This window comes from Pseudomonas sp. PS02302 (assembly GCF_029959585.1).
Lineage (GTDB): Bacteria > Pseudomonadota > Gammaproteobacteria > Pseudomonadales > Pseudomonadaceae > Chryseomonas > Chryseomonas aestiva.
The window spans coordinates 1-21,036 of sequence record NZ_JASCON010000018.1 but is presented as its reverse complement, the minus strand read 5'-3'; the positions used below and the strand labels follow the sequence as shown (position 1 = coordinate 21,036).

The window sequence follows — 21,036 nt, the reverse complement described above, 5'->3', positions numbered from 1 at the left end:
TGCCTCCGGAAGGCTCAGGGCTTGGGCATCAGGGCGGCGATGTCCGCCTCGGTGGGCGCCTGGAAGTTGTACTTCTTCAGCAGCGCGGCGTACTCCGGGGTGGCGCTGTATTGCTTGAGCGCCTCCACCAGGGCGGTCTTGACCGCATCGTTGCCCTTCTTCACGCCGAAGCCGTTGAGCACCGGGTAGATCAGGCTGTCCGAGGAGATCACCACGCGATTGCCGAGCTTTTCCACCAGGCCGCGGGCCACCGCGGCGTCGGTGATCTGCGCTTCCACGGCCTTGGCCAGCAGCGCCTGGGTGGTCTGGGGATCGGTGCCGTATTCGCTCACGGCGATGGGCTTGAGGCCGTTCTTCACGCAGTACTCGTCGGAGAGCTTGTGCAGCTGCTGCAGCCAGGAGGTGGCGCCCATGGAGCCGATCTTGTGGCCGCAGAAGTCTTCCGGCTTCTTGGGCTGATAGCTGCTGCCCTTGAGCGCGATGATCGACTCGCCGCTCTTCAGGTAGGGGATCATGTCGATCACCTTGAGGCGGTCCGCGGTGATGTACATCGAGGAGTTGGTGATGTCGAAGCGCCCGCCCTGCAGCCCGGTGATGAGGTTGGGGAAACGGGTGTCCAGCGTTTCCACGGAGCGGCCCATGATCTTCGCCAGCCCCTCGACGAATTCGATGTCGAAGCCTGCCGGCTTGTTGTCCTGCATGTATTCGTAGGGGAAGAAGGTCAGGTCGGAACCCGCCACGAGTTTGCCCGGCTGCAGGAAGTCGGCCGAGGCCAGGCTGGAGACCAGCGCCAGGCCGGCGCCCAGTACGGTGGTGGAGAGGATTCGAATCGAGGCGCTGCTGAATCTTTGCATGACGAAGCTCCTTGAAGAGTAGGAAGGATCAAACGGCAGCCTGGTCGAGCCCGGCCTGCTGGACGAAGAAGGAAGCACCGCGCGGTTTCTGCGGCAGCCGCACGCTGTTGGCCACGCTGCGCACCAGCCCGCTTTCCTGGCCGGCCACCAGCACCCCGGCGTGCTCGCTGGGCAGCGGATTCTCGCCGAAGGGCAGGGCGTCCTCGGCGGCATAGACGCTGATGAACAGGGTGCGCGGCAACTCGGTCTGGTTGGGGCTGGAGGCGTGCAGCAGGCGGGTGTGCATGAAGCACACCGAGCCGGCCGGGCCGAAGCAGGCCACGGGCTCGCCGCAGTGCTCGGCCACCACGCCGTCGTCGACCGCGCCGGTGAAACGGCCGTCCTGCCAGTGCGACCACAGCGGCCCCTGGTGGCTGCCGGGGATGACGGTGAGGGGGCCGTTCTTCGGGGTCACCTCGCTCACCATCAGCAGCGCGGTGACCACGTCATCGTTGCTGTGGGGCGTGAAGAGGAAATCCTGGTGCCACTTCACCTGGGTGGCGGTGCGCGGCAGCTTCGAATTGATCTTGCTGTGGTGGAATCGCGTGCCGCTGCCACCGATGAGCTGAGCCGCGACCTGGGCCATCCGCGAGGTGAAGGCGACCTGGCGATAGGCCGCGGAGATCTCGGTGGGCGAACTGACCCGGCGCAGGGAGGGGTGATCGGGGCGGTGATCCAGTTCGACATCGAAGCGGGCGCGGCCGTCCTGGGTCTCGCCCCAGGCCTCGGCGTGGCTGCGACTGTCTTCGACCCAGCGCTCGAAATCGGCCTGCAGGGTGGCGATTTCCTCGGCCGTCAGCAGGTTCTCGACCACCAGGTAGCCGTCGCGATGAAACTGGTCCAGTTGCGCTTGCTCGATCATAGGGGTTCTCCAGAAGCCAAGGGGTGGGGTCAAGCCAGGGACACGTCTTTGAGGAAAGCCTCGACGCGGGGATGCTGGCCGTTGCGCAGTACCTGGGGCGCGTCGTCGCAGACCACGCGGCCCTTTTCCATGAACACGATGCGGTCCGAGACCTTGAAGGCGAAGTTCATCTCGTGGGTGACGATCACCATGGTGATGCCCTCCTGGGCCAGGGCCTCGATCACCTGCAGCACCTCGTTGACCTTTTCCGGGTCGAGCGCCGAGGTGGGCTCGTCGAACAGCATGATCTGCGGTCGCATCATCAGCGCCCGGGCGATGGCCACCCGCTGCTGCTGGCCGCCGGACAGCTGGTGCGGATACTTCCAGGTGTGATCGAGCATCCCGACCTTGTGCAGCAGCGCATAGGCCTGCTGCCTGAGCGCCGCGGGGGTATCCAGGCGGTGATAGCGCGGCGCGAGCAGCAGGTTGTCCAGCACCGTGAGGTGGGGGAAGAGGTTGAAGCTCTGGAACACCATGCCGATGTCCAGGCGATGCTCGCTGTGCTCGATGAAGCGCGGCTTCTGGGCGCCGTCCTTGTGCAGGTGGATGAAGGGCTGGCCGTTGATGCGGATCTCGCCGTTGTCCAGTTGCTCCAGGCCGTTGAGCAGGCGGATCAGGGTGGTCTTGCCCGAGCCGGACGGGCCGATCACCGAGACCACCTCGCCGGGCTGGACGCGCAGGTTGACCGAGCCCAGCACCTCGACGTCGTTGTAGGCCTTGTGCAGGCGGGCGGCCTGTAGCGCCGGGGTGGCGGCGTCCCATTGCGGCCTGGCGCTGGCGGTCGACGCCTGGCTGGCCAGGGCCAGCACCTGGGCGTCGGGGGTCCGCACCACCTTGCGCTGGGTGACGTCGAGGTAGCGCTCCAGGCGTTTGAGCAGGAAGTCGAACAGGGTGACGATCAGCACGTAGTAGAAGGCCACCGCCACCATGGTCTCCATGACCAGGAAATTCTGCGAATAGAGCCGCTGGCCGACCATCAGGATCTCGGTAAGGGAGATCACCGACACCAGGGAGCTGAGCTTGACGATGGAGATGTATTCGTTGGCCAGCGACGGCAGGGCCACGCGCAGGGCCTGGGGAATGACGATGCGCCACTGGGTGCCGAGAAAGCGCAGCCCGAGTGCCCGCGCCGCTTCGCCCTGGCCCTTGGGAATCGACAGCAGGCCACCGCGGTGGATCTCGGCGACATAGGCCGTCTCGCTGATGACCAGGCCGATCAGGCCGGCCCAGAAGGGATCGGCCAGCACCACCGAGGTGCCCGGCAGCGCCTGCGGCAGGTTGTAGATGAAGATCAGCAGGACCAGCAGCGGCACGCTGCGAAAGAACCAGATGTAGCCTCGTGCCGGCAGGTTGAGCGCGGGATGCCGGGACTGCTTGGCCAGGGCGATGAAGAAGCCCAGGGCGATGCTGATGACCCAGGTGAGGGTGCTGAGTTTGATGACGGTCCAGGTTGCCAGCCAGAATTGAGTGTCGCCGATAAGGCCGAACATGTAGTTCCAGTCGAAAGTCATCGTTAAAACCTGTCGCCATTCATTGGAAGGACACGCCCGAAGAGGGCTGTCCGGTCGCTGCAATTACAGAATTGGCAATCGGCGGACTTATCGTCAATTAACAAATTACGGGCCTTTGTATAGGACTTTGCTATACAGGGGCAGCAGCTCTTAGAGGCCTTTTCCCCTATGCCCTCATAAGGGGCAAAGTGCCGCCATAAAAGGCCGTAGTGCAGGATTTTGGTGCACTGGCGCGACAAAGAAGCAACGAAGATCCGTTGAATTTTCAAGGGTTTGATGGGGGTGGGCGGCGGTCGCAAGCAGCCTGGCACAGCTTTCGCTTCGAGAGTAAAGGCTATGCAGAGACGAGTTCTGTACAGTTTTTTCCTATAGGTAATCCGTGACCCACTTTACGCTCAGGCAACTTCGTTATTTCGTCGCGGTGGTCGAGGAAGACAGCATCGTCGAGGCGGCGCGACAACTGCACATCTCCCAGCCGTCGATTTCCGTCGCCATCAAGAATCTCGAAGAAAGTTTCGAGCAGAAGTTGTTTATCCGCCATCACGCCCAGGGCGTTTCCCTCACCGCCAGCGGGCGCCGACTCTATGAAAAGGCCAAGGAACTGTTGCGGCTGTCCCACGAGCTGGAACAGAACGCCAAGGCGGAAAACGAGATGGTCTCGGGCACCGTGGCCATCGGCTGTTTCGAATCCGCCGCGCCGCTCTACCTGCCCAAGCTGGTCGCCGGCTTCAAGCGGCTCTATCCGGAAATCACCATCCAGTTGCACGACGGCGAGCAGCACGAACTCATGCACGGCGTGCACCGGGGACGCTTCGACCTGGTGTTTCTCTACGATCTGGAACTGGGTGATTCCATCACCAAGGAAAAGCTCAATGCGCCGCACAAGCCCTATGCCCTGTTGCCCATCGCCCACCCCCTGGCGGGCAAGAAGGCGGTGACGCTCAGGGAGCTGAGTCGCGAGCCCATGATCCTGCTGGACGTGGTGCCCAGCCGTAACTACTTCATCGACATCTTCAAGGAAAAGGGCTACCACCCCACGGTGGCCTACAGCTCCCCCTCCATCGAGATGGTGCGCTGCATGGTGGGGCAGGGTCTGGGCTTTTCCGTGCTGGTCACCCGGCCAACCACCGACCTGACCTACGACGGCAAGCGCCTGGCCCAGGTCAACATCCACGACGACATGCCGGCCTCGACCTTCATCATGGCCTACCTGCGCAACAACGAGCCGACCAAGGCGACGCGGCTGTTCATGGACTACTGCCGGAGTGTCGATCTGTCGCCGGTGCCGGCGGAAAGCCCGGCAGGCTGAACGCCGTGCTGGCATTTACTCATCTTCCGGGCGAAAGGGCAGGGATAGACGGCTCCGGGCTGGTCGCCGATGCGTGATGTAAAGTAGAATCAATATCATCCAGGCATCATCGAGCAGGCAGCACCCGTCATGAGTGATATGGCTCTCGCATCCTCACGCCATCTTCATCGGCTCTATTGCGACCACAGCGGCTGGCTACAGGCCTGGTTGCGGCGGCGGTTGGGCAGCGAATGGGATGCGGCCGATCTCAGCCAGGAGGCCTTTCTGCGGCTGGTGCGCAACCCCGAGGTGCTGGGCGAACTGCAGGAGCCGCGGGCGTACCTGGTGACCATCGGCAAGCGCCTGCTGATCAATTTCCAGCGCCGACGCAGCCTGGAGCAGGCGTATCTCGACGCCCTGGCCGAGCTGCCCGAAGCCTGCGCGCCATCGCCCGAGCAACGCTGGGTCCTGCTGGAAACCCTGCAGGCCCTCGATGAACTGCTCGACGGCCTGCCCGCCAAGGTGCGCCATGCCTTCCTGCTCAGCCAGCTCGAAGACCTCACCTACCGCGAGATCGCCGAGCGCTTGCAGGTCTCCGAGCGCACCATCAAGAGATACATGGCGCAGGCCTATGAGCATTGCCTGCTGGCGGAGCTGTGCTGAGCGGCGCCCAGGACCGTCGGCGAACAGCGATCCGTGAGGCCGCAGGCTGGCTGGCGTTGCTGGAATCCGGTGCGGCTGGCGAGCGCGAACACCAGCAACTGCAGGCCTGGCGCCAGGCCCATGCCGAGCACGAGCGGGCCTGGCAGGCGGCCTTGGCGCTGCAGCAACGCTTCGCCGCGGTGCCGTCGCGGCTGGCCATGGCCAGTCTGCAACCGGTCGATCGCGGCCGGCGTACCGCCTTGCGTCAATTGCTCGGCCTGGCGGTGGTGGTACCGACGGGGTGGTGGCTGACCCAGGAAGTGCCGTTGGACGTCTGGACCGCTGATCTCTCCACCGCCACCGGCGAACGCCGCAGCCTGACCCTGGCCGACGGCAGCCTGTTGCAACTCAATACCGCGACTGCGGTAAATCTGGATCAAGCGCGGCGCCGGCTGACCCTCGTGCAGGGCGAGCTCTCGCTACAGGTGCCCGGACCCCAGGCGTTGACGCTGGAAACCCGCTTCGGGGCCCTGACGGTGCGTCAGGCCGAGGTCTGCGTGCAGCAGGACGATGAAGGGTGCGACGTGCGGGTGGTCAGCGGTAGCGTGGGCGTGCGGCCGCTGAGCGGCCCGGGGTTGGCGTTGGGCAAGGGCCAGCAATTGCGCCTCAATGCCCTGGGGATCGGTGCCATCGAGCCGTTTTCCGCGGCGCTGCTGAGCTGGCGCCAGGGCGTGCTGATCGCCCAGGACCAGCCACTGGGCGAATTCCTGCAGCAATTCAGTCGCTATCGTCCTGGCCTGCTGCGCTGGGATCCCGCGGTGGCCAACCTCAGGGTCACCGGCAGCTTTCAGCTCGCCGATACCGACCGGGTACTGGCGCTGCTGGCCGCGACGCTGCCGGTGGAGCTGCACTGGCGTACCCGCTTCTGGGTGACCCTGAAACCTCGCGCGGTCGCCGTCTGAAAAAAGTCTGTCCCCTTTTTCGTACCTGTCGGTCATTAACGGCATAGGACAACCAAAAGGAGGGGGATTCGATGGTGACGTTGGTATTGCGGCCGTTGCTGCGCACGGGCTTGCTGGTGGCGTTGAGTGGTACTCCCTGGTGGGCGGGTTCTGCCTGGGCCCAGGAGGCCGCCCGCCGGCATTACGAGATTCCCGCCGGCAGTCTCGCCCAGACGCTGACGCGCTTCGCCGCGGAGTCCGGCGTCAATCTGGCGGTGGATCCGGGGCTGGTGGGCAAGCGCGACAGCGCTGGCCTCAACGGTGACTATGGCGTGGAGGAGGGCTTCAGCCGCCTGCTGGCCGGCTCGGGGTTGCGGCTGCAACCGCTGGGGGAGCGCGACTTCACCCTGGCGCCAGCGCCGCAGGACAGCGGCGTCCAGGAGCTGGCCAGCACCTCCATCGTCGCCACCAGCCTGCAGGCGGATGACGCGCCCTACGCCGGTGGCCAGGTCGCGCGGCAAGGCTCCCAGGGACTGCTGGGCAATCGCGACTTCATGGACACGCCCTTCAGCCAGACCTCCTACACCGCCCAGACCGTCCAGAATCTCCAGGCCCGCACCCTTACCGACCTGATCGCCAGCGATCCCTCGGTGCGCTCCACCAATCCGTCGGGTGGTCGCTTCGAGCAGTTCACCATCCGCGGTTTCAGCCTGTTCAACAGCGACGTCGCCTACAACGGGCTCTATGGCGTGCTGCCGACCTATTCCATCGACATGGAGATGGCCGAGCGGGTCGACATCCTCAAGGGGCCGAGCCAGCTGCTCAACGGCATCTCGCCTCGCGGCAGCGTCGGTGGAGGCATCAACGTGGTGCCCAAGCGCGCCACCGATCAGCCCATCACCGAAATCACCGGCAGCTATGCCTCCGACAGCCAGGTAGGCGGCGCCGTGGACATCGGCCGTCGCTTCGGCGAGGACAATCGCTTCGGGATGCGCTTCAACGGCGTCAAGCAAGCCGGCGACACCACCTGGGATCACCAGCACGTCGACCGGCAGATGGGCGTGCTCGGTCTGGACTATCGCGTGGAACGCCTGCGCCTGGGCCTCGATCTCGGCCACACCGAGCGCGACACCGACGCGCCCCAGGAGCGGGTGCTGGTCGGCGCCAATGCCCGGGTGCCCGATGCCGACGATGTGCGCCACAACTATGCCCAGCGCTGGACCCGCGCCCAGACCAAGGACACCTTCGGCGCCCTGCGTGGCGAATTCGACGTCGACGATTCGCTGATGGTCTACGGCGCCGTGGGCGCGCGCCGCAGCGATCACGATTTCCTGCGCCACAATGTGTCCCTCACCAACGACGCTGGCGACTTCACCGTCCAGCCGCGCGACTTCACCCGCGACGAAAACGTCCGCACCGCCAACGTGGGCGCGCGCAAATGGCTGCAGACCGGGCCGGTCAGCCACGAGCTCAATGTCAGTGCCGACTACTTCTACATGGACTTCGAAAACGGTGGCGGGCGCTACGCCAGCGGGGCCAGCAACCTCTATGCGCCCCGCGACGTGCCCGCGCCGGGCGTGCGCACCCGGTCCGATGCCAAGGACTACACCGAGAACCGCTTCAGCGGCGTGGCCCTGGCCGACACCCTGGGCTTCTTCGACGACCGCCTGCTGGTCACCCTCGGCGCCCGCTGGCAGCGGGTCAAGGTGGACGACTGGTCCGATGGGGTGAAGCAAACCACTGCCTACGACGAGGAGAAGGTCTCGCCCTCGGCGGGGGTGCTGTTCAAGGCCACCGAGCGCCTGTCGCTCTATGCCAACTACATGGAAGGTCTCAGCCAGGGCAAGATCGCGCCGTCCACCGCGCTGAACGAGGACGAGATCTTCCCGCCCTTCATCAGCCGCCAGGCGGAGGTGGGCGCCAAGTACGACTTCGGCGCCGCGGCCGTGACCGCGAGTGCCTTCCGCATCAAGCAGCCAGCCTACGAGACCAACGCCACCAGCCGTACCTTCGGTCCCAACGGCAAGCGGGTAAACGACGGGGCGGAGCTGAGCGTGTTCGGCGAGCCGCTGGCCGGCTTCCGCGTGCTGGGCGGCCTGATGTACATCGACAGCGAACTCAGGGACACCGTGGGTGGCACCTTCGACGGCAATCGCGCCCCGGCCACGCCCAGGCTCAATGCCAACCTCGGCGCCGAACTGGACATCCCGGCGGTGCCCGGCCTGACCCTGACCGGACGGGGGATCTACACCAGCTCCCAGTATCTGGACCAGGCCAACAGCAAGGAAATCGACGCCTGGCATCGCTTCGACGTGGGCGCGCGCTACGCCTTCAAGGTCGACGCCACCCGCGTGACCCTGAGGGCGTCGGTGGAGAACGTGATGAACGAGCGCTACTGGGCCTCCGCCGGCGCGTCCGACGACAGCGAACCCGGCCTGACGATCTCCACGCCGCGGACCTTCGTCTTCTCCACCACCCTGGCGTTCTGAGGCCGCCGGAGCCCGCTGCTGCGCAGGGCTCGGGCAGTCCTGCGCAGCGGCAGATTGTATGAGCCGTTAATTACCGGCAGAACCTTGCTGCGTTATTCGGTTGAAAGTCGTTATTCATCGACAGGAGTGCCCTGCGGATATAGCTGAAACAAGATCCTTATCAAGCTCATTACCGAGCTATTTCAATAACGGACTGTAGTGAGTTCGGGTTTCCTGTCGTCCGCACATTGGCCAAAGTTGGGCGAGTTCAAAGACTGGGCTATTTGCCGGAATACCGGTTGAAGGATGAGAATGAAACTGATTATCGTTACCGAAGATAAACGTCCCGAGGTCTGACGCCATGCTTCAACCATCCCTCAGTCGCGATACCGCAGTAGCCGACAACGCCTTCTTTCTCGCTCGCCAGGCGCGCTTCGAATCAAATGTCCGCAGCTATCCGCGCAAGCTGCCGCTGGCCATCGCCAAGGCCGCCGGTGTCTGGGTGACCGACGTCGAAGGCAAGACCTACCTGGATTGCCTGGCCGGGGCCGGCACCCTGGCGCTGGGGCACAACCATCCGGCGGTCACCGCGGCCATCACCGACTTTCTCGGCAGCGGCCTGCCTATGCACAGCCTGGACCTCACCACGCCGCTCAAGGACGCCTTCAGCGAGCGCCTGCTGGGTCTGCTGCCGGGTCGGGCGGAAGACTACTGCCTGCAATTCTGCGGGCCGTCCGGCGCCGATGCGGTGGAAGCGGCGCTGAAGCTGGCCAAGAAGGTCACCGGACGCAGCAACGTGGTGGCCTTCTCCGGCGGCTACCACGGCATGACCCACGGCGCCCTGGCCGTGACCGGCAATCTCGCGCCCAAGCAGGGCGTGGCGGGGTTGATGCCCGGGGTGCAATTCCTGCCCTATCCCCATGAGTACCGCTGCCCGCTGGGACTGGGCGGCGAGCAGGGCGCCGCGGCCCTGGCGCGCTATCTGGAGCGGTTCTTCGGCGATGTGGAAAGCGGCGTCTGCCGGCCGGCGGCGGTGATCGTCGAGGCGGTCCAGGGGGAGGGCGGCGTCAACCCGGCACCGGCGGCCTGGCTGCGGACCCTGCACCAGGTCACCCGGGCGCACGGCATCCTGCTCATCGTCGACGAGGTCCAGACCGGCTTCGGTCGCACCGGCGAGCTATTCGCCTGCCAGCATGCCGGCATCGAGCCCGACATCCTGGTGCTGTCCAAGGCCGTGGGCGGTGGCCTGCCGCTGGCCCTGCTGGCGATTCGCCGCGAATTCGACGCCTGGGAGCCCGGTGGCCATACCGGGACCTTTCGCGGCAATCAACTGGCGATGGCCACGGGGCTGGCCACCCTGGAGGTCATCGAGCGCGAAGGCCTGGTCAGCCATGCCGCCCAGCTCGGTGGCTGGCTCAAGCGGCATCTGGAGCGGCTGCGCGGGCGTTTCCCCGCCATCGGCAATGTCCGTGGCCTCGGCCTTATGCTGGGCCTGGAGATCGTCGCTGCGGGTGGCGAAGCGGATTCGCTCGGCAGCCTGCCCGCCGATCCCGCCCTGGCGGCGGCCATCCAGCGCCACTGTTTCGCCCAGGGGCTGCTGCTGGAGCGCGGCGGCCGCGACGGCAACGTGGTGCGCCTGCTGCCCCCGCTGATCCTGCAGGAAAGCCACTGCCTGGTGCTGCTCGAACGCCTGGAGGCGGCCCTCGTGGCGGCGCTGGCCGCGCCCCGTGGCTGAGCGCAAGGCACCACCCGAGTGCCGTGACACCGGATCGCTCCCCGCGACGCCCAACCTTCTGGACACTGCCATGACTTCTTTCGAATCCACGCTGCTTTCCCGCATCGTCAGCGAGCTGGCGTCTTCCCATGCCCTGATGAATTGCCTGATCAAGGAATTCGCCCTGCCGGAAAAGTGCCTGACTTATAACTGGCCGGAAGATCGGCGCGGTATAGCGCCGGCCAATCATCTGAGTTGGTTGCAAGACGGCGGCGTCCCCTTGCTGATCAACTTTCCTGGAGACCGCCAGTTCTTTCTGGTCGTCGATCGACAGGATGAACTCGGCAGCCAGCGTTATCTATCCGATATCTATGTAAGACGCGGCGACCAGCCCTGGTATTGCCCGGACTTTCCTGCCTTCATCGATTATCTGCTGGAGGCCTGCGAAGAACTCGCCGGCGCCCACAATGGCGAGTTGCTGCAGCAGGTCCTGCAGAGTCAGCGCCTGACCGCGGCCATCGTCGACCACGTGCAGGTCACCCGACATCCCGCGCCGCTCAGCGACTACCTGGCCAGCGAGCAGGGCTTGTGGTTCGGCCATCCCAATCACCCGGCGCCCAAGGCGCGGCGCTGGCCGGAGCCTCTGCCGGCCGAGGCCTATGCACCGGAGTTGCACACCAGCACCCCCATGCACGTGCTGGAGGTGCCGCGCGCCGGGTTGCAGGTGGCTGGCAACGGCCTGAGCGATGACCAGGTGCTGCAGGGCTTCGTGGACCAGGCGCAGGCCGCTCCGGAGCGGGCGCGGATCGTGCTGCACCCGGTCCAGGCGCAGCTGTTCCTGGGCGATCCGCGGGTCCAGGCGCTGGTCAGCGAGGGGCAGATCCGTGACCTCGGGCCCAGCGGCGCCCTGGCCAGTCCCACCGCCTCCATGCGCACCTGGTACCGCGCGGGCCATACCTTTTTCGTCAAGGGCTCGCTGAATGTGCGCATCACCAATTGCGTGCGCAAGAACGCCTGGTACGAACTGCAGAGCAGCCTGATCGTCGACCGCCTCATGCAGCGCCTGCAGGGGCGGGTGGCGGGCCTGGACATGGTGCGTGAGCCGGGTGCCCTGAGCTGGGCACCGCCGGCGGCGAGTGCCGAGGACGAGCGCTGGTTCCGCGAGCAGACCGGCGCCATCCTGCGCGAGAATTTCTGCCTGGAGCATGGCGCCGACTGCTGCCTGCTGGCCGGCACCCTGTTCGCCCGCGACACCCGCCTGCAGCCGCTGCTGCAGGACTTCCTCAGCCGCTGCGGCGGTCGGGAAACCAGCGATCAGGCGCGACTGGCCTGGTTCCAGGATTACCAGCGGCTGTTGCTGGGGCCGGTGCTGCGACTGTTCTTCGAGCACGGCGTGGTGCTGGAGCCGCACCTGCAGAATTGCGTGCTGGTGCATGACAATGGCCGGCCCGTCCGGCTGCTGCTGCGCGACTTCGAAGGCATCAAGCTGACCGATACCCTCGGCGCCGAGGCGCTGGACGCCCACGTCCATCCCCGGGTGCGCCAGTCGTTGCTCTACAGCCGCGACCAGGGCTGGCGGCGCATCGCCTACTGCCTGTTCGTCAATAACCTCGCCGAGGCGGTGCTGGCGCTGAGCTGGGAGCGTCCGCACCTGGCGCCGCGCCTGTGGCGGCAGGTGGAAGCCGAGCTGATCGCCATCCGCCGGGACCTGCAACGCGCCGCGCCCGAGCTGGATGCGCTGATCGCCGGCCAGCCGATTCCCTGCAAGACCAATCTCAAGGTGCGCCTCGCCGCCCAGGCCGATCGCCAGGCTGGCTACGTGCAGTTGCCTTGCCCCTGGGGCGCGGAGGTGCGTCATGGGTGAGCTACCGGCCGTGGTCCGCGCCGCCCTGGTGGAGGCCCAGGCGCAGTCCGGCGATCCCCTGGCGGCCTTCGTCTACGACCTTGATGCCCTGCGGCGGCACGTCGCCGCGCTGATGGCCGAATTGCCGCCGGGCGTGGAGCTGTACTACGCCATCAAGGCCAACAGCGAGGCGCCGATCCTGGCGGCCCTGGCGCCGCTGGTGCACGGCTTCGAGATCTCCTCCGGTGGCGAGATCGATCGCCTCGCCGCCTGCCCGCAGCGCAAGCCGTTCATCTTCTCCGGTCCGGGCAAGCTGGATTCCGACCTGCGCACCGCCCTGAGCGCCGGGGTCGAAGCCATCCACCTGGAGAGCCTCGGCGAGATCCAGCGCCTGCAACGGCTGGCCCGCTCCCTGGGGCGGCTACAGCCGGTGTACATCCGCATCAATCCGCAATTGCCGGCCGGGCTGACCAGTACCCTGGCCATGGCCGGCACGGCGACGCCCTTCGGCTTCGACGAGGCCGACCTGCCCACCGCGGTGGCGGCGGTAGAAGCGGCCAGCCACCTGCAGCTGCAGGGCTTCCATGTGCATGCCCTGTCGCACCAGCACTCGGTCGAACGCCATCTGCACCTGCTGGACTTCTACCTGGAGCGCTGGCCACACTGGCGCGCCCTGGCCCGGCGCCCGGAGAGCCTGGTGCGGCTCAACGTCGGTGGCGGCATCGGGGTGGATTACCGCGAAGGTCGGCGATTCGACTGGGCGCGGCTGTGCGCGCACCTGCGCGCCCGTCTGGCCGCCCAGGCGCAGCCGCCGCTGATCCGCTTCGAACCGGGCCGTTTCCTCGCGGCCTTCTGCGGCTACTACACCATGGAGGTGCTGGATACCAAGACCAGTCATGGCCAGCACTTCCTGGTCTGCCGCGGCGGGACCCACCAGTTCCGCCTGCCGGTGGCCCAGGGACACGATCACCCGGTGCTGCACCTGCCCCGCGAGGCGCGAGCGACGGCGACCGGGGGCAAGGCCTGGACGGTGGTAGGCCAGCTCTGTACCCCCAAGGACATCCTCAGCCGCGGCCAGCCGCTGGGCGAGGTACGGGTGGGCGACCTGCTGGTGCTGCCCCTGGCCGGCGCCTATGGCTACAACATCTCCCACGCGGACTTCCTCTGCCATCCGCGCCCACGGCAACTGTTCCTCGACGGGAACGGGAGGGCCTCGGCGTGAGCGTGGCGATCCCGCGGGTCTGGGTGGCGGTGAACGTGCTGCTGGGCACGGTCACCGTCAGCCTGGCCAATACCGCGCTCAATCCGGCGCTGCCGGCCTTCATCGCGGCCTTCGACCTGGGGCCGCTGCTGGCCAGCTGGATCGTCGCCGGCTTCATGGTCGCCATGGGCATCACCATGCCGCTGACCGGTTTCCTGGCCGGGCGCCTCGGGCGCCGGCGGCTCTATCGCCTCGGGCTGCTGGCCTTCATCGCCGGTTCGGCGCTGGGCGCCCTGGCCGAGTCCATCGCCGGCGTGCTGCTGGCGCGCATGGTTCAGGGGGTGGCCAGCGGCCTGATGATTCCCCTGGCGCTGGGCATCATCTTCTCCGTCTATCCCAAGGAGGAGCGCGGGCGGGTGACCGGCTGGTGGGGTGGGGCGGTGATGCTGGCGCCGGCGGTAGGGCCCTTGTGCGGCAGCCTGCTGCTGGAGGTGTTCGACTGGCGCGCCCTGTTCCTGCTCAACGTCCCGGTGGGCCTGCTGGCCCTGGCCATGGGGCAGGTGGTGCTGCCCGCGGATGCCCCCCGCGAACACCAGCCCTTCGACCTGGCCGGCTACCTGCTGATCGCCGGTGGCCTAGGGTTGCTGCTGGTGACCCTCGGCCGGCTGCGCGAGCTGGCGGCGCTGGGCGAACCCCTCAATCTGCTGGCCCTGGCGGCCGGCTTCCTGTGCCTGCTGGCCTTTGTCCGGCTGCAACTGCGGCGCAACCATCCGCTGCTGCCGCTGCGACTGTTCGCCCTGCGCGGCTACCGGGCCAGCGTCATCATCGCCGTGGTCCAGGCGGTGGGCATGTTCGAATGCCTGGTGCTGCTGCCGCTGCTCATCCAGCTGGTACTGGGCCACAGCGCGCTCTGGACCGGTCTGGCACTGCTCTGCACGGCGCTGGCGGCGGCGCTGTTCGGTCAGGTCGGCGGGCGCCTGCTCGACCGCCGCGGACCCCGTGGCGTGATCGCCACCGGTCTGGCGCTCAGCGGCCTGGCCACCCTGGCCCTGGGTGTGGTTGGCAGCCATGCCGGACTCGCCTGGATCTGCGCGCTGATGGTGCTGCGCGGCGTCGGCCTGGGGCTGTCCTACATGCCGGCCACCACCGCCGGCCTCAATACCCTGCCGGATGCCCAGGTCACCCAGGGCGCGGCCATGAACAACATCGCCCGGCGCCTGGTGTCCTCGGTGGCCGTGGTGGCCGCCTCCCTGTGGCTGGAACTGCGCCTGGGCGGCGCGGCTGGCTGGGGCCCGCGCCAGGCTGCCACCGGCGTCGCCATCCAGGACGCCTTCAGCGCCACCGGTCTGTTCATCCTGCTGGCACTGCCCTGGGCCTGGCGCTTTCCCGCCGGCCAATCCCTTTCCGTTCGGAGGTACTCATGACCGCTCAGCTTTCACTTCCTGCGCAGCCCTGGCCGTCGCCCGCCGACGCCGCCCTCTATCGCCAGGTCGAGCAGCGCGTGGTGGCGCAATTGCTGCAGACGCTGATCTACGAAGAGGTGCTCAGCGCCCAGGTACAGCCAGTGGCGGATGGTCTAGCGCAGTATCGCCTGGCCGGTCGCGCCGCCGATGGCCAACCGGTGCAGTACCTGGGCTATGCGCCCGCCGCTGCCAGCTTCGGTCTGATCCGCCTGGACCCCCAGCGCCTGGTGCGCCAGGACGCCCAGGGGAGCCGTGCGCCGACGCTGCACGAGACCCTGGCCGAATTGCTCGGCGAGCAGAGCGACGCGCCGCTGTGGCCGCGCTTCGTCCAGGAGCTGGAGCAGACCCTGCTCAAGGACCTGCAGTCGCGCCGCCAGGATTATCGTCCCGACCGCCCGGCCCACGAGCTGGACGTGGATGCCCTGGAGCGGCACTTCATGGATGCCCATGGCTACCACCCCTGCTACAAGTCGCGCATCGGCTTCTCCCTGGCCGAGAATCGCCGCTACGGACCGGAATTCGGCGAGCCGATCCAGCTGGTCTGGCTGGCCCTGGCGCGCGAGCGGGCCTCGGTGGGGCATTCCAGCCGTCTGGACTTCCCGGCCTTCATCGCCGAGGAATTCGGTGCCCAGCGCTGGGCAGCCCTGGCCGCCGAGTGGCGCGAACAGGGTCGGGCGCTGGACGACTACCAGCTGATTCCCGTGCATCCCTGGCAGTGGGAGCAGCACCTCGCCGCGCTGTTCCAGCCCGAGCTGGTGAGCGGCGAGCTGCTCTACCTGGGCACCTCTCGCGACCAGTACGCCGCCCAGCAGTCGATCCGCACCCTGGCCAACCGCAGTGCGCCCCGGCGGCCCTACGTCAAGCTGGCGATGTGCCTGACCAATACCTCCAGTACCCGCATCCTGGCGCGCCATACGGTGCTCAACGGGCCAATCATCACCGACTGGCTGCAGCGCCTGATCGAAACCGATGCCACGGCCCGCGACCTGGACTTCGTGGTGCTCGGCGAGGTCGCCGGCGTCGCCTACGACAGTCGCACGCTGCCGGTCAGTCGCGCGGGGCAGGTCTACGGCACCCTCGGCGCCGTCTGGCGCGAGAGCATCCATGCCTATCTGCGTGCGGATGAACAGGCGGTACCCTTCAACGGCCTGACTCAGGTGGAGAATCGTTATGGCCAGGGCGCGCCGCAGCCCTTCGTCGCCGCCTGGATCGAGCGCCACGGCCTGGACGCCTGGCTGCGGCAACTGCTCAAGGTCACGGTGACGCCGCTGATGCACATGCTCCACGCCGAAGGCATCGGCATGGAGTCCCACGGCCAGAACATCGTGCTGATCCACCGCGACGGCTGGCCGCTGCGCATCGCCCTCAAGGACCTCCACGATGGCGTGCGCTATGCCGAGCGCCACCTGGCGCGTCCGGAGCTGCGCCCGACCCTGGAGTGCTTGCCGGCGAGCCATGCGCGGATCAACCGCAACTCCTTCATCCTCACCAAGGACGTGGACGCGGTGCGGGACTTCACCTGCGATGCCTTCTTCTTCATCGCCCTGGGCGAGCTGGCGGTGTTTCTGCGTCAGCACTTCGCCCTGGCCGAGGCCGACTTCTGGCAGGCGACCGCCACGGTCATCCTCGACTACCAGCGCGCCCATCCCCAGCACCGGGAGCGCTATGCGCTGTTCGACGTCTTCGCCCCCACCTTCGAGGTGGAGGAGCTGACCAAGCGGCGCCTGCTGGGCGATGGCGAGCGGCGTTTCAAGGCGGTGGCCAATCCCCTGCATCCCTACCGGCCCGCCGCATGCTGAGGCGCAATCGACTCAAGGCCGCCCTGGCGGCCGGCACGCCCAGCCACGGCCTGTTCGCCTCGTTGCCCACGCCCGCCAGCATCGAGCTGATCGCCGAAGCCGGCTACGACTTCGTGATCATCGACCTGGAGCACGTGCTGATCAATCCGGAAACCCTGGAGAACATGATCCGCACCGCCGAGAGCTACGACCTCACGCCCCTGGTGCGGGTGCCGGACACCGAGCCCAAGCGCCTGCTGCGCCTGCTCGATGCCGGCGCCCAGGGGATCGTGCTGCCCTGCGTGGAAAACCCGGCAGTGCTGGCCGCCGCGGTGCGCGCCTGCAAATACCACCCAGAGGGCGAGCGCAGCCTCAATGCCGGGCGGCCTGGCTCCTTCGGCAAAACCAGCCTGGCCGACTACGTGACCCGCGCCAATGCGCAGATCCTGGTGGTCGCCATGATCGAGAGCGCCACCGGCGTTGCCCGGGCAGCGGAGATCGCCGCGGTGCCGGGAGTGGACCTGCTGCTCGAAGGGGCGGCGGACCTGTCGCAATCCCTCGGTCGCCCCTGGCGCATCGCCGATCCGGAGGTGCAGGAGGCCCTGCGCCAGACCTGGGACTCGGCAAGACGCCAGGGCACACCCTACTGCGCCATCCCCCGGCAGCCGGAGGACCTCGACCTCTGGCGCGCCCGGGGCGTCACCACCTTCGTGCTCGGCGACGAGCGCGGCATCGCCTTCCGGGCCCTGCAGGCCCGCCTGACCGCCCATTCCTGCGGAGAATCCCCATGAACGCCCAGACCCTCGCCACCGATCTGATCCTGCAGGACCTGTTCGACTGCCTGCTGGCCGAAGACGTCTTCGCCCCGCTGGCCGTGACCCTCGCGGCCGCGGCCCCGGAACTTCCCGCCACCCTGCAACCGGCCGCCCCGGAGGAGCGCCTCTGGGAGTGCTGCTGCGATCCCCGCGAGCAGCGCTTCATCGCCGCGCGGGTGCGTCCGGGTATCACCCAGGCCTGGGTAAAGGTGCCCGGTACGCCGATCCTGGCGCGCCAGGGCGACGCCTGGAGCACCCTCACGCCCGAGGCCTTCGTCAGCCTGGTCTTCGCCGAGGCGGCGGCCGCTCCGGAGCAGGCACGGGGCATCGCCCTGCTGCGCGAGACCCTGGCCACCAGCCTGCGCCAGACCCGGCTGTCGCTGGAAAGACCCCTGGTCCCGGGTCCGCTGCTGGAGGGCGACGGCCAGGCCGCCTTCCTGCAACTGGAGCGCTGGGCCGCCCTGCGGGATCGACCCTATCACCCCCTGGCCAAGGCCAAGCTGGGCCTGAATGACGCCGACTACCAGGCCTACCAGGCCGAATTCGGCCAACCCGTGCGCCTGGCCTGGGTCGCGGTGCGCCGCGATCAGCTGCTGTGCGGAGAGGGCGTGGCGGCGGACGGCCAGGGGCCGGCGGCCGACCTGCTGACCCCAGCGGCGCTGGCCGAGTTGCAGGCTGAATTGCAGCAGCGCGGCCTGGCCGAGAGTCACCTGGCGCTGCCGGTACACCCCTGGCAACTCGCCGAGGGACTGCCGGGCCGGCTGGACGAGGCCTTCGCCAGCGGCGTCTGCCAGCACCTGGACTTCGCCGGCGCACGTTGCCACGCGACCTCGTCGCTGCGCTCCATGCTCATGGAGGAGGGCGCGGGCGTCGCCCAGCTCAAGTTGCCCATGGCGGTGCATTCCCTGGGCGCCTCGCGCTACCTGCCGGCAGTAAAGATGATCAACGGCTCGCGCAGCGAGGCCCTGTTGCGCCAGGCGCAGGCCCTGGACCCGGTGCTCGCGGAGAGCCTGCACCTGTGCGACGAATCGCGCTGGTGGGCCTTCATGCCGCCGGCGGCGACCCTGTTCGACGAGGCGCCGCGGCATCTCTCGGCCATGGTGCGCGGCTATCCCGCGGCGCTGCTGGCCGATCCCGACTGCCGCCTGCTGCCCATGGCCGCGCTCGGCACAAAGCTGCCGGGCAGTCGCCGACATTTCTTCGACGACTGGCTGGCAGCCCGGGCGCTGGCACCGACGCCGGCCAACGTCCTGCTGTTGCTGGGTGAGCTGTGCCACAGCTTCATCGATCTCAACCTGCGCCTGTTCCGCCTCGGCCTGCTCGGCGAGGTGCACGGGCAGAATGCCGTGCTGGTCTGGCGCGCCGGGCGCATCCAGGGCCTGCTGCTGCGCGATCATGACTCCCTGCGCCTGTACGTGCCCTGGCTGGAGCGCCAGGGGTTGGCCGATCCGCAGTACCGGATCAAGCCCGGCCATGCCCAGACGCTCTATCACGAGCATCCGCGCGATCTGCTGTTCTGGTTCCAGACGCTGGGCATCCAGGTCAACCTCAGGGCCATCTTCGAGACCGTCGCGAACTGCTACGCTGTCCCGCTGACCGCTGCCTGGACGCTGCTGCGCGAGGTACTGGAGGAACGCATCGCGGCCCTGGATTTCGACGCCGAGGCCCGGGCGCTGCTCCGGGAGACCTTGTTCGAGGCGCCGGACTGGCCGCAGAAGTGGCTGCTGCGCCCGATGATCGAGCGGGCCGGTGGGCCCGGCAGCATGCCGTTCGGCAAGGGCAGGGTGGTCAATCCCTTTCATCAGGTGAGCCATGCCCGCTAGTGTTTCCCTCTCTATGACTCGCCGCCGCCTGCTCGGGCTCGGCGGCGTGCTCGCCACCGGCCTGGCGCTGCCGCCAGGCGTCGCCCGGGCGCAGTCCACGCGCGTGGCCACGCTGTTCCAAGGCGCCACCGACAGCGCCGTGGCCCTGGGGCTCAGGCCTTGCGGGGTGGTCGAGTCCTGGAGCGAGAAACCCGTCTATCGCTACCTGCGCCCGGCGCTGGCAGGAGTGCCCTCGCTGGGTCTGGAAACCCAGCCGAGCCTGGAGGACCTGGCGCTGCTGGCGCCGGAGCTGATCGTCGCTTCGCGCTTTCGCCATGGCCGGATCGCACCCTTGCTGCAGCAGCTGTGCCCGGTGGTGATGCTGGGGGAGGTCTTCGAATTCAAGCAGACCCTGCTGGCCCTGGGCACCGCCGCGGGGTGTGAAGCGGACGCCACGGCCCTGCTGCAGGCCTGGCAGGCGCGCATCGCCCGTCTGCGCGAGGCGCTGCAACGCCATTACGGGGCCCAGTGGCCGCCGACGGTGGCGGTACTGGATGTGCGCGCCGATCACCTGCGCAGCTACCTGCCCGACAGCTTCGCCGGGCGGGTACTCAGCGAACTGGGCTTCGCCTGGCCGGCGGCCAGCCAGGGCAGCGCCGCGCCCTCGATCAAGCTGACCTCCCGGGAAAGCCTGCCGGTGGTGGAGGCCGAAGTCTTCTTCGTCTTCCTGCGCGCCGACCAGGCCGCGGTGCAGCGCAACTACGCCAGTCTGCTCGAACACCCGCTCTGGCAACGCCTGAGCGCCCCCCGGCGCGGGCAGGTCTGGCGGGTCGACGGGGTGGCCTGGAGCCTGGGCGGCGGCATTCTCGCGGCGAATCGGCTGCTGGACGATATCGAGGGCGTTCTGGCCACCCAGGGGGCCGCATGAGCGCACCCTTCAGATTGCTGCTGCTCGCCCTGGCCCTGGCGCTGACCGCCGTGCTGAGCCTCTCGGTCGGTGCGCGCTGGATCGCGCCTAGCAGCGTGGTTGCGGCGCTGGTGCAGGATCCTTCTCTGGCGCTGGATGCCACCCTGGTCAACACCACGCGCCTGACGCGGCTGCTGGTCGCTCTGGTGGTGGGTGCCAACCTGGCGGTGGCCGGTGCCCTGATGCAGGCCATGACGCGCAATCCCCTGGCTTCGCCGGGGCTGTTCGGCATCAACGCCGGGGCCACCTTCGCCCTGGTGCTGGGCATCACCCTGCTGGGACTGTCCAGCACGGAAGGCTGGGTGCTCTGCGCGCTGCTGGGCGCGGCGGTGGCCGGCACCCTGGTCTGGATCCTGGGCAACCGGGGCCAGGCGCGCCTGACGCCGCTGCGCATCGTGCTGGCTGGCGCCGCCCTGGCGGCGCTGTTCACCGCCTTCAGCCAGGCGCTGCTGGTGATCAATCAGGAGGGCCTGGACAGCGTGCTGTTCTGGCTGGCCGGTTCGGTGGGTGAGCGCAACCTGGCCATGGCTGCGCCCCTGCTGGTGTTCAGCCTGCTGGCCCTGGCCGCCGCCATGGTCCTGGCCGGGCAGCTGGATGTACTGGTCGCCGGTGACGACCTGGCCCGTGGCCTCGGCCAGCCGATCGGACTGATCCGCTTGCTGGCCGGGGTGCTGGTGATCTGCCTGGCCGGCAGCGCCGTGGCCCTGGCCGGCAACATCGGCTTCATCGGCCTGATGGTGCCGCATCTGGTGCGCGGGCGGTTTGGCCCCGCGCGCAACCCGCCACGCGGGCGGCTGCCCCGGTGCGCC

General features: G+C 67.9%; 16 protein-coding genes. 13 read left to right on the top strand and 3 right to left on the bottom strand.

Translation table 11 applies throughout. The annotated features are described in order from the left end of the window. Positions 1–14 precede the first annotated feature (14 nt). Genes QMX82_RS08505 through QMX82_RS08495 form a run of 3 tightly spaced genes read right to left on the bottom strand, consistent with a single transcriptional unit; the run spans position 15 to position 3,305 of the window. Positions 15–854: an ABC transporter substrate-binding protein gene (locus QMX82_RS08505; RefSeq protein ID WP_208691177.1), complete on the bottom strand. Its 840-nt coding sequence runs from the start codon at positions 852–854 to the stop codon at positions 15–17. 28 nt (positions 855–882) lie between these two features. Further along, positions 883–1,755 (bottom strand): phytanoyl-CoA dioxygenase family protein, encoded by an 873-nt coding sequence (locus QMX82_RS08500; RefSeq protein ID WP_208691178.1) that lies wholly within the window; start codon positions 1,753–1,755, stop codon positions 883–885. 29 nt (positions 1,756–1,784) lie between these two features. Further along, positions 1,785–3,305 (bottom strand): amino acid ABC transporter permease/ATP-binding protein, encoded by a 1,521-nt coding sequence (locus QMX82_RS08495; protein ID WP_208691179.1) that lies wholly within the window; start codon positions 3,303–3,305, stop codon positions 1,785–1,787. A 379-nt stretch (positions 3,306–3,684) separates the two neighbouring features. Here QMX82_RS08495 and QMX82_RS08490 point away from each other — a divergent pair, with 379 nt between their 5' ends. From QMX82_RS08490 to QMX82_RS08430, 13 genes are all read left to right on the top strand, one after another. After that, entirely contained in the window at positions 3,685–4,614 is a 930-nt protein-coding gene (locus tag QMX82_RS08490; RefSeq protein WP_208691180.1) for a LysR family transcriptional regulator, read from the top strand. Positions 4,615–4,743: 129 nt separating this feature from the next. Then, on the top strand, positions 4,744–5,256 hold the full coding sequence (locus tag QMX82_RS08485; RefSeq protein WP_158895581.1) for a sigma-70 family RNA polymerase sigma factor: 513 nt from the start codon (positions 4,744–4,746) through the stop codon (positions 5,254–5,256). Next, positions 5,250–6,197: a FecR domain-containing protein gene (locus QMX82_RS08480; protein WP_282282309.1), complete on the top strand. Its 948-nt coding sequence runs from the start codon at positions 5,250–5,252 to the stop codon at positions 6,195–6,197. The genes QMX82_RS08485 and QMX82_RS08480 overlap by 7 nt, the downstream gene beginning before the upstream one ends. Positions 6,198–6,268: 71 nt before the next feature. Continuing rightward, positions 6,269–8,665, top strand: a complete 2,397-nt coding sequence (locus QMX82_RS08475; protein ID WP_282282307.1) for a TonB-dependent receptor — start codon at positions 6,269–6,271, stop codon at positions 8,663–8,665. Between the two features lie 340 nt (positions 8,666–9,005). After that, the gene (locus tag QMX82_RS08470) at positions 9,006–10,379 is read left to right on the top strand and encodes a diaminobutyrate--2-oxoglutarate transaminase (RefSeq protein WP_282282305.1); all 1,374 of its coding nucleotides are present in this window, start codon (positions 9,006–9,008) and stop codon (positions 10,377–10,379) included. A gap of 70 nt (positions 10,380–10,449) precedes the next feature. After that, the gene (locus tag QMX82_RS08465; RefSeq protein WP_282282303.1) at positions 10,450–12,222 is read left to right on the top strand and encodes an IucA/IucC family protein; all 1,773 of its coding nucleotides are present in this window, start codon (positions 10,450–10,452) and stop codon (positions 12,220–12,222) included. Continuing rightward, a complete protein-coding gene (locus QMX82_RS08460; protein WP_282282301.1) occupies positions 12,215–13,423 on the top strand; it encodes a type III PLP-dependent enzyme in 1,209 nt (402 codons plus the stop codon). Before QMX82_RS08465 ends, QMX82_RS08460 begins: the two co-directional genes overlap by 8 nt. Beyond that, complete coding sequence (locus QMX82_RS08455; protein ID WP_282282298.1) at positions 13,420–14,826, top strand: DHA2 family efflux MFS transporter permease subunit; 1,407 nt, start codon at positions 13,420–13,422, stop codon at positions 14,824–14,826. The genes QMX82_RS08460 and QMX82_RS08455 overlap by 4 nt, the downstream gene beginning before the upstream one ends. Continuing rightward, entirely contained in the window at positions 14,823–16,664 is a 1,842-nt protein-coding gene (locus tag QMX82_RS08450) for an IucA/IucC family protein (protein ID WP_208691187.1), read from the top strand. Before QMX82_RS08455 ends, QMX82_RS08450 begins: the two co-directional genes overlap by 4 nt. Next, a complete protein-coding gene (locus QMX82_RS08445; RefSeq protein WP_208691188.1) occupies positions 16,658–17,434 on the top strand; it encodes an HpcH/HpaI aldolase family protein in 777 nt (258 codons plus the stop codon). Before QMX82_RS08450 ends, QMX82_RS08445 begins: the two co-directional genes overlap by 7 nt. Beyond that, on the top strand, positions 17,431–19,281 hold the full coding sequence (locus tag QMX82_RS08440) for an IucA/IucC family protein (protein ID WP_282282292.1): 1,851 nt from the start codon (positions 17,431–17,433) through the stop codon (positions 19,279–19,281). Before QMX82_RS08445 ends, QMX82_RS08440 begins: the two co-directional genes overlap by 4 nt. After that, on the top strand, positions 19,271–20,188 hold the full coding sequence (locus tag QMX82_RS08435; protein ID WP_410003685.1) for an ABC transporter substrate-binding protein: 918 nt from the start codon (positions 19,271–19,273) through the stop codon (positions 20,186–20,188). The genes QMX82_RS08440 and QMX82_RS08435 overlap by 11 nt, the downstream gene beginning before the upstream one ends. Continuing rightward, a partial coding sequence (locus QMX82_RS08430; RefSeq protein WP_282282290.1) for a FecCD family ABC transporter permease occupies positions 20,185–21,036 on the top strand: 852 nt, incomplete at its 3' end. The genes QMX82_RS08435 and QMX82_RS08430, both read left to right, overlap by 4 nt.

What these genes read in the sequence shown, in the direction of transcription:
- QMX82_RS08505 (WP_208691177.1), bottom strand. Translation starts at nt 854, where the DNA reads ATGCAAAGATTCAGCAGCGCCTCGATTCGAATCCTCTCCACCACCGTA.
- QMX82_RS08500 (WP_208691178.1), bottom strand. Translation starts at nt 1,755, where the DNA reads ATGATCGAGCAAGCGCAACTGGACCAGTTTCATCGCGACGGCTACCTG.
- QMX82_RS08495 (WP_208691179.1), bottom strand. Translation starts at nt 3,305, where the DNA reads ATGACTTTCGACTGGAACTACATGTTCGGCCTTATCGGCGACACTCAA.
- QMX82_RS08485 (WP_158895581.1), top strand. Translation starts at nt 4,744, where the DNA reads ATGAGTGATATGGCTCTCGCATCCTCACGCCATCTTCATCGGCTCTAT.
- QMX82_RS08475 (WP_282282307.1), top strand. Translation starts at nt 6,269, where the DNA reads ATGGTGACGTTGGTATTGCGGCCGTTGCTGCGCACGGGCTTGCTGGTG.
- QMX82_RS08470 (WP_282282305.1), top strand. Translation starts at nt 9,006, where the DNA reads ATGCTTCAACCATCCCTCAGTCGCGATACCGCAGTAGCCGACAACGCC.
- QMX82_RS08465 (WP_282282303.1), top strand. Translation starts at nt 10,450, where the DNA reads ATGACTTCTTTCGAATCCACGCTGCTTTCCCGCATCGTCAGCGAGCTG.
- QMX82_RS08460 (WP_282282301.1), top strand. Translation starts at nt 12,215, where the DNA reads ATGGGTGAGCTACCGGCCGTGGTCCGCGCCGCCCTGGTGGAGGCCCAG.
- QMX82_RS08450 (WP_208691187.1), top strand. Translation starts at nt 14,823, where the DNA reads ATGACCGCTCAGCTTTCACTTCCTGCGCAGCCCTGGCCGTCGCCCGCC.
- QMX82_RS08445 (WP_208691188.1), top strand. Translation starts at nt 16,658, where the DNA reads ATGCTGAGGCGCAATCGACTCAAGGCCGCCCTGGCGGCCGGCACGCCC.
- QMX82_RS08440 (WP_282282292.1), top strand. Translation starts at nt 17,431, where the DNA reads ATGAACGCCCAGACCCTCGCCACCGATCTGATCCTGCAGGACCTGTTC.
- QMX82_RS08435 (WP_410003685.1), top strand. Translation starts at nt 19,271, where the DNA reads ATGCCCGCTAGTGTTTCCCTCTCTATGACTCGCCGCCGCCTGCTCGGG.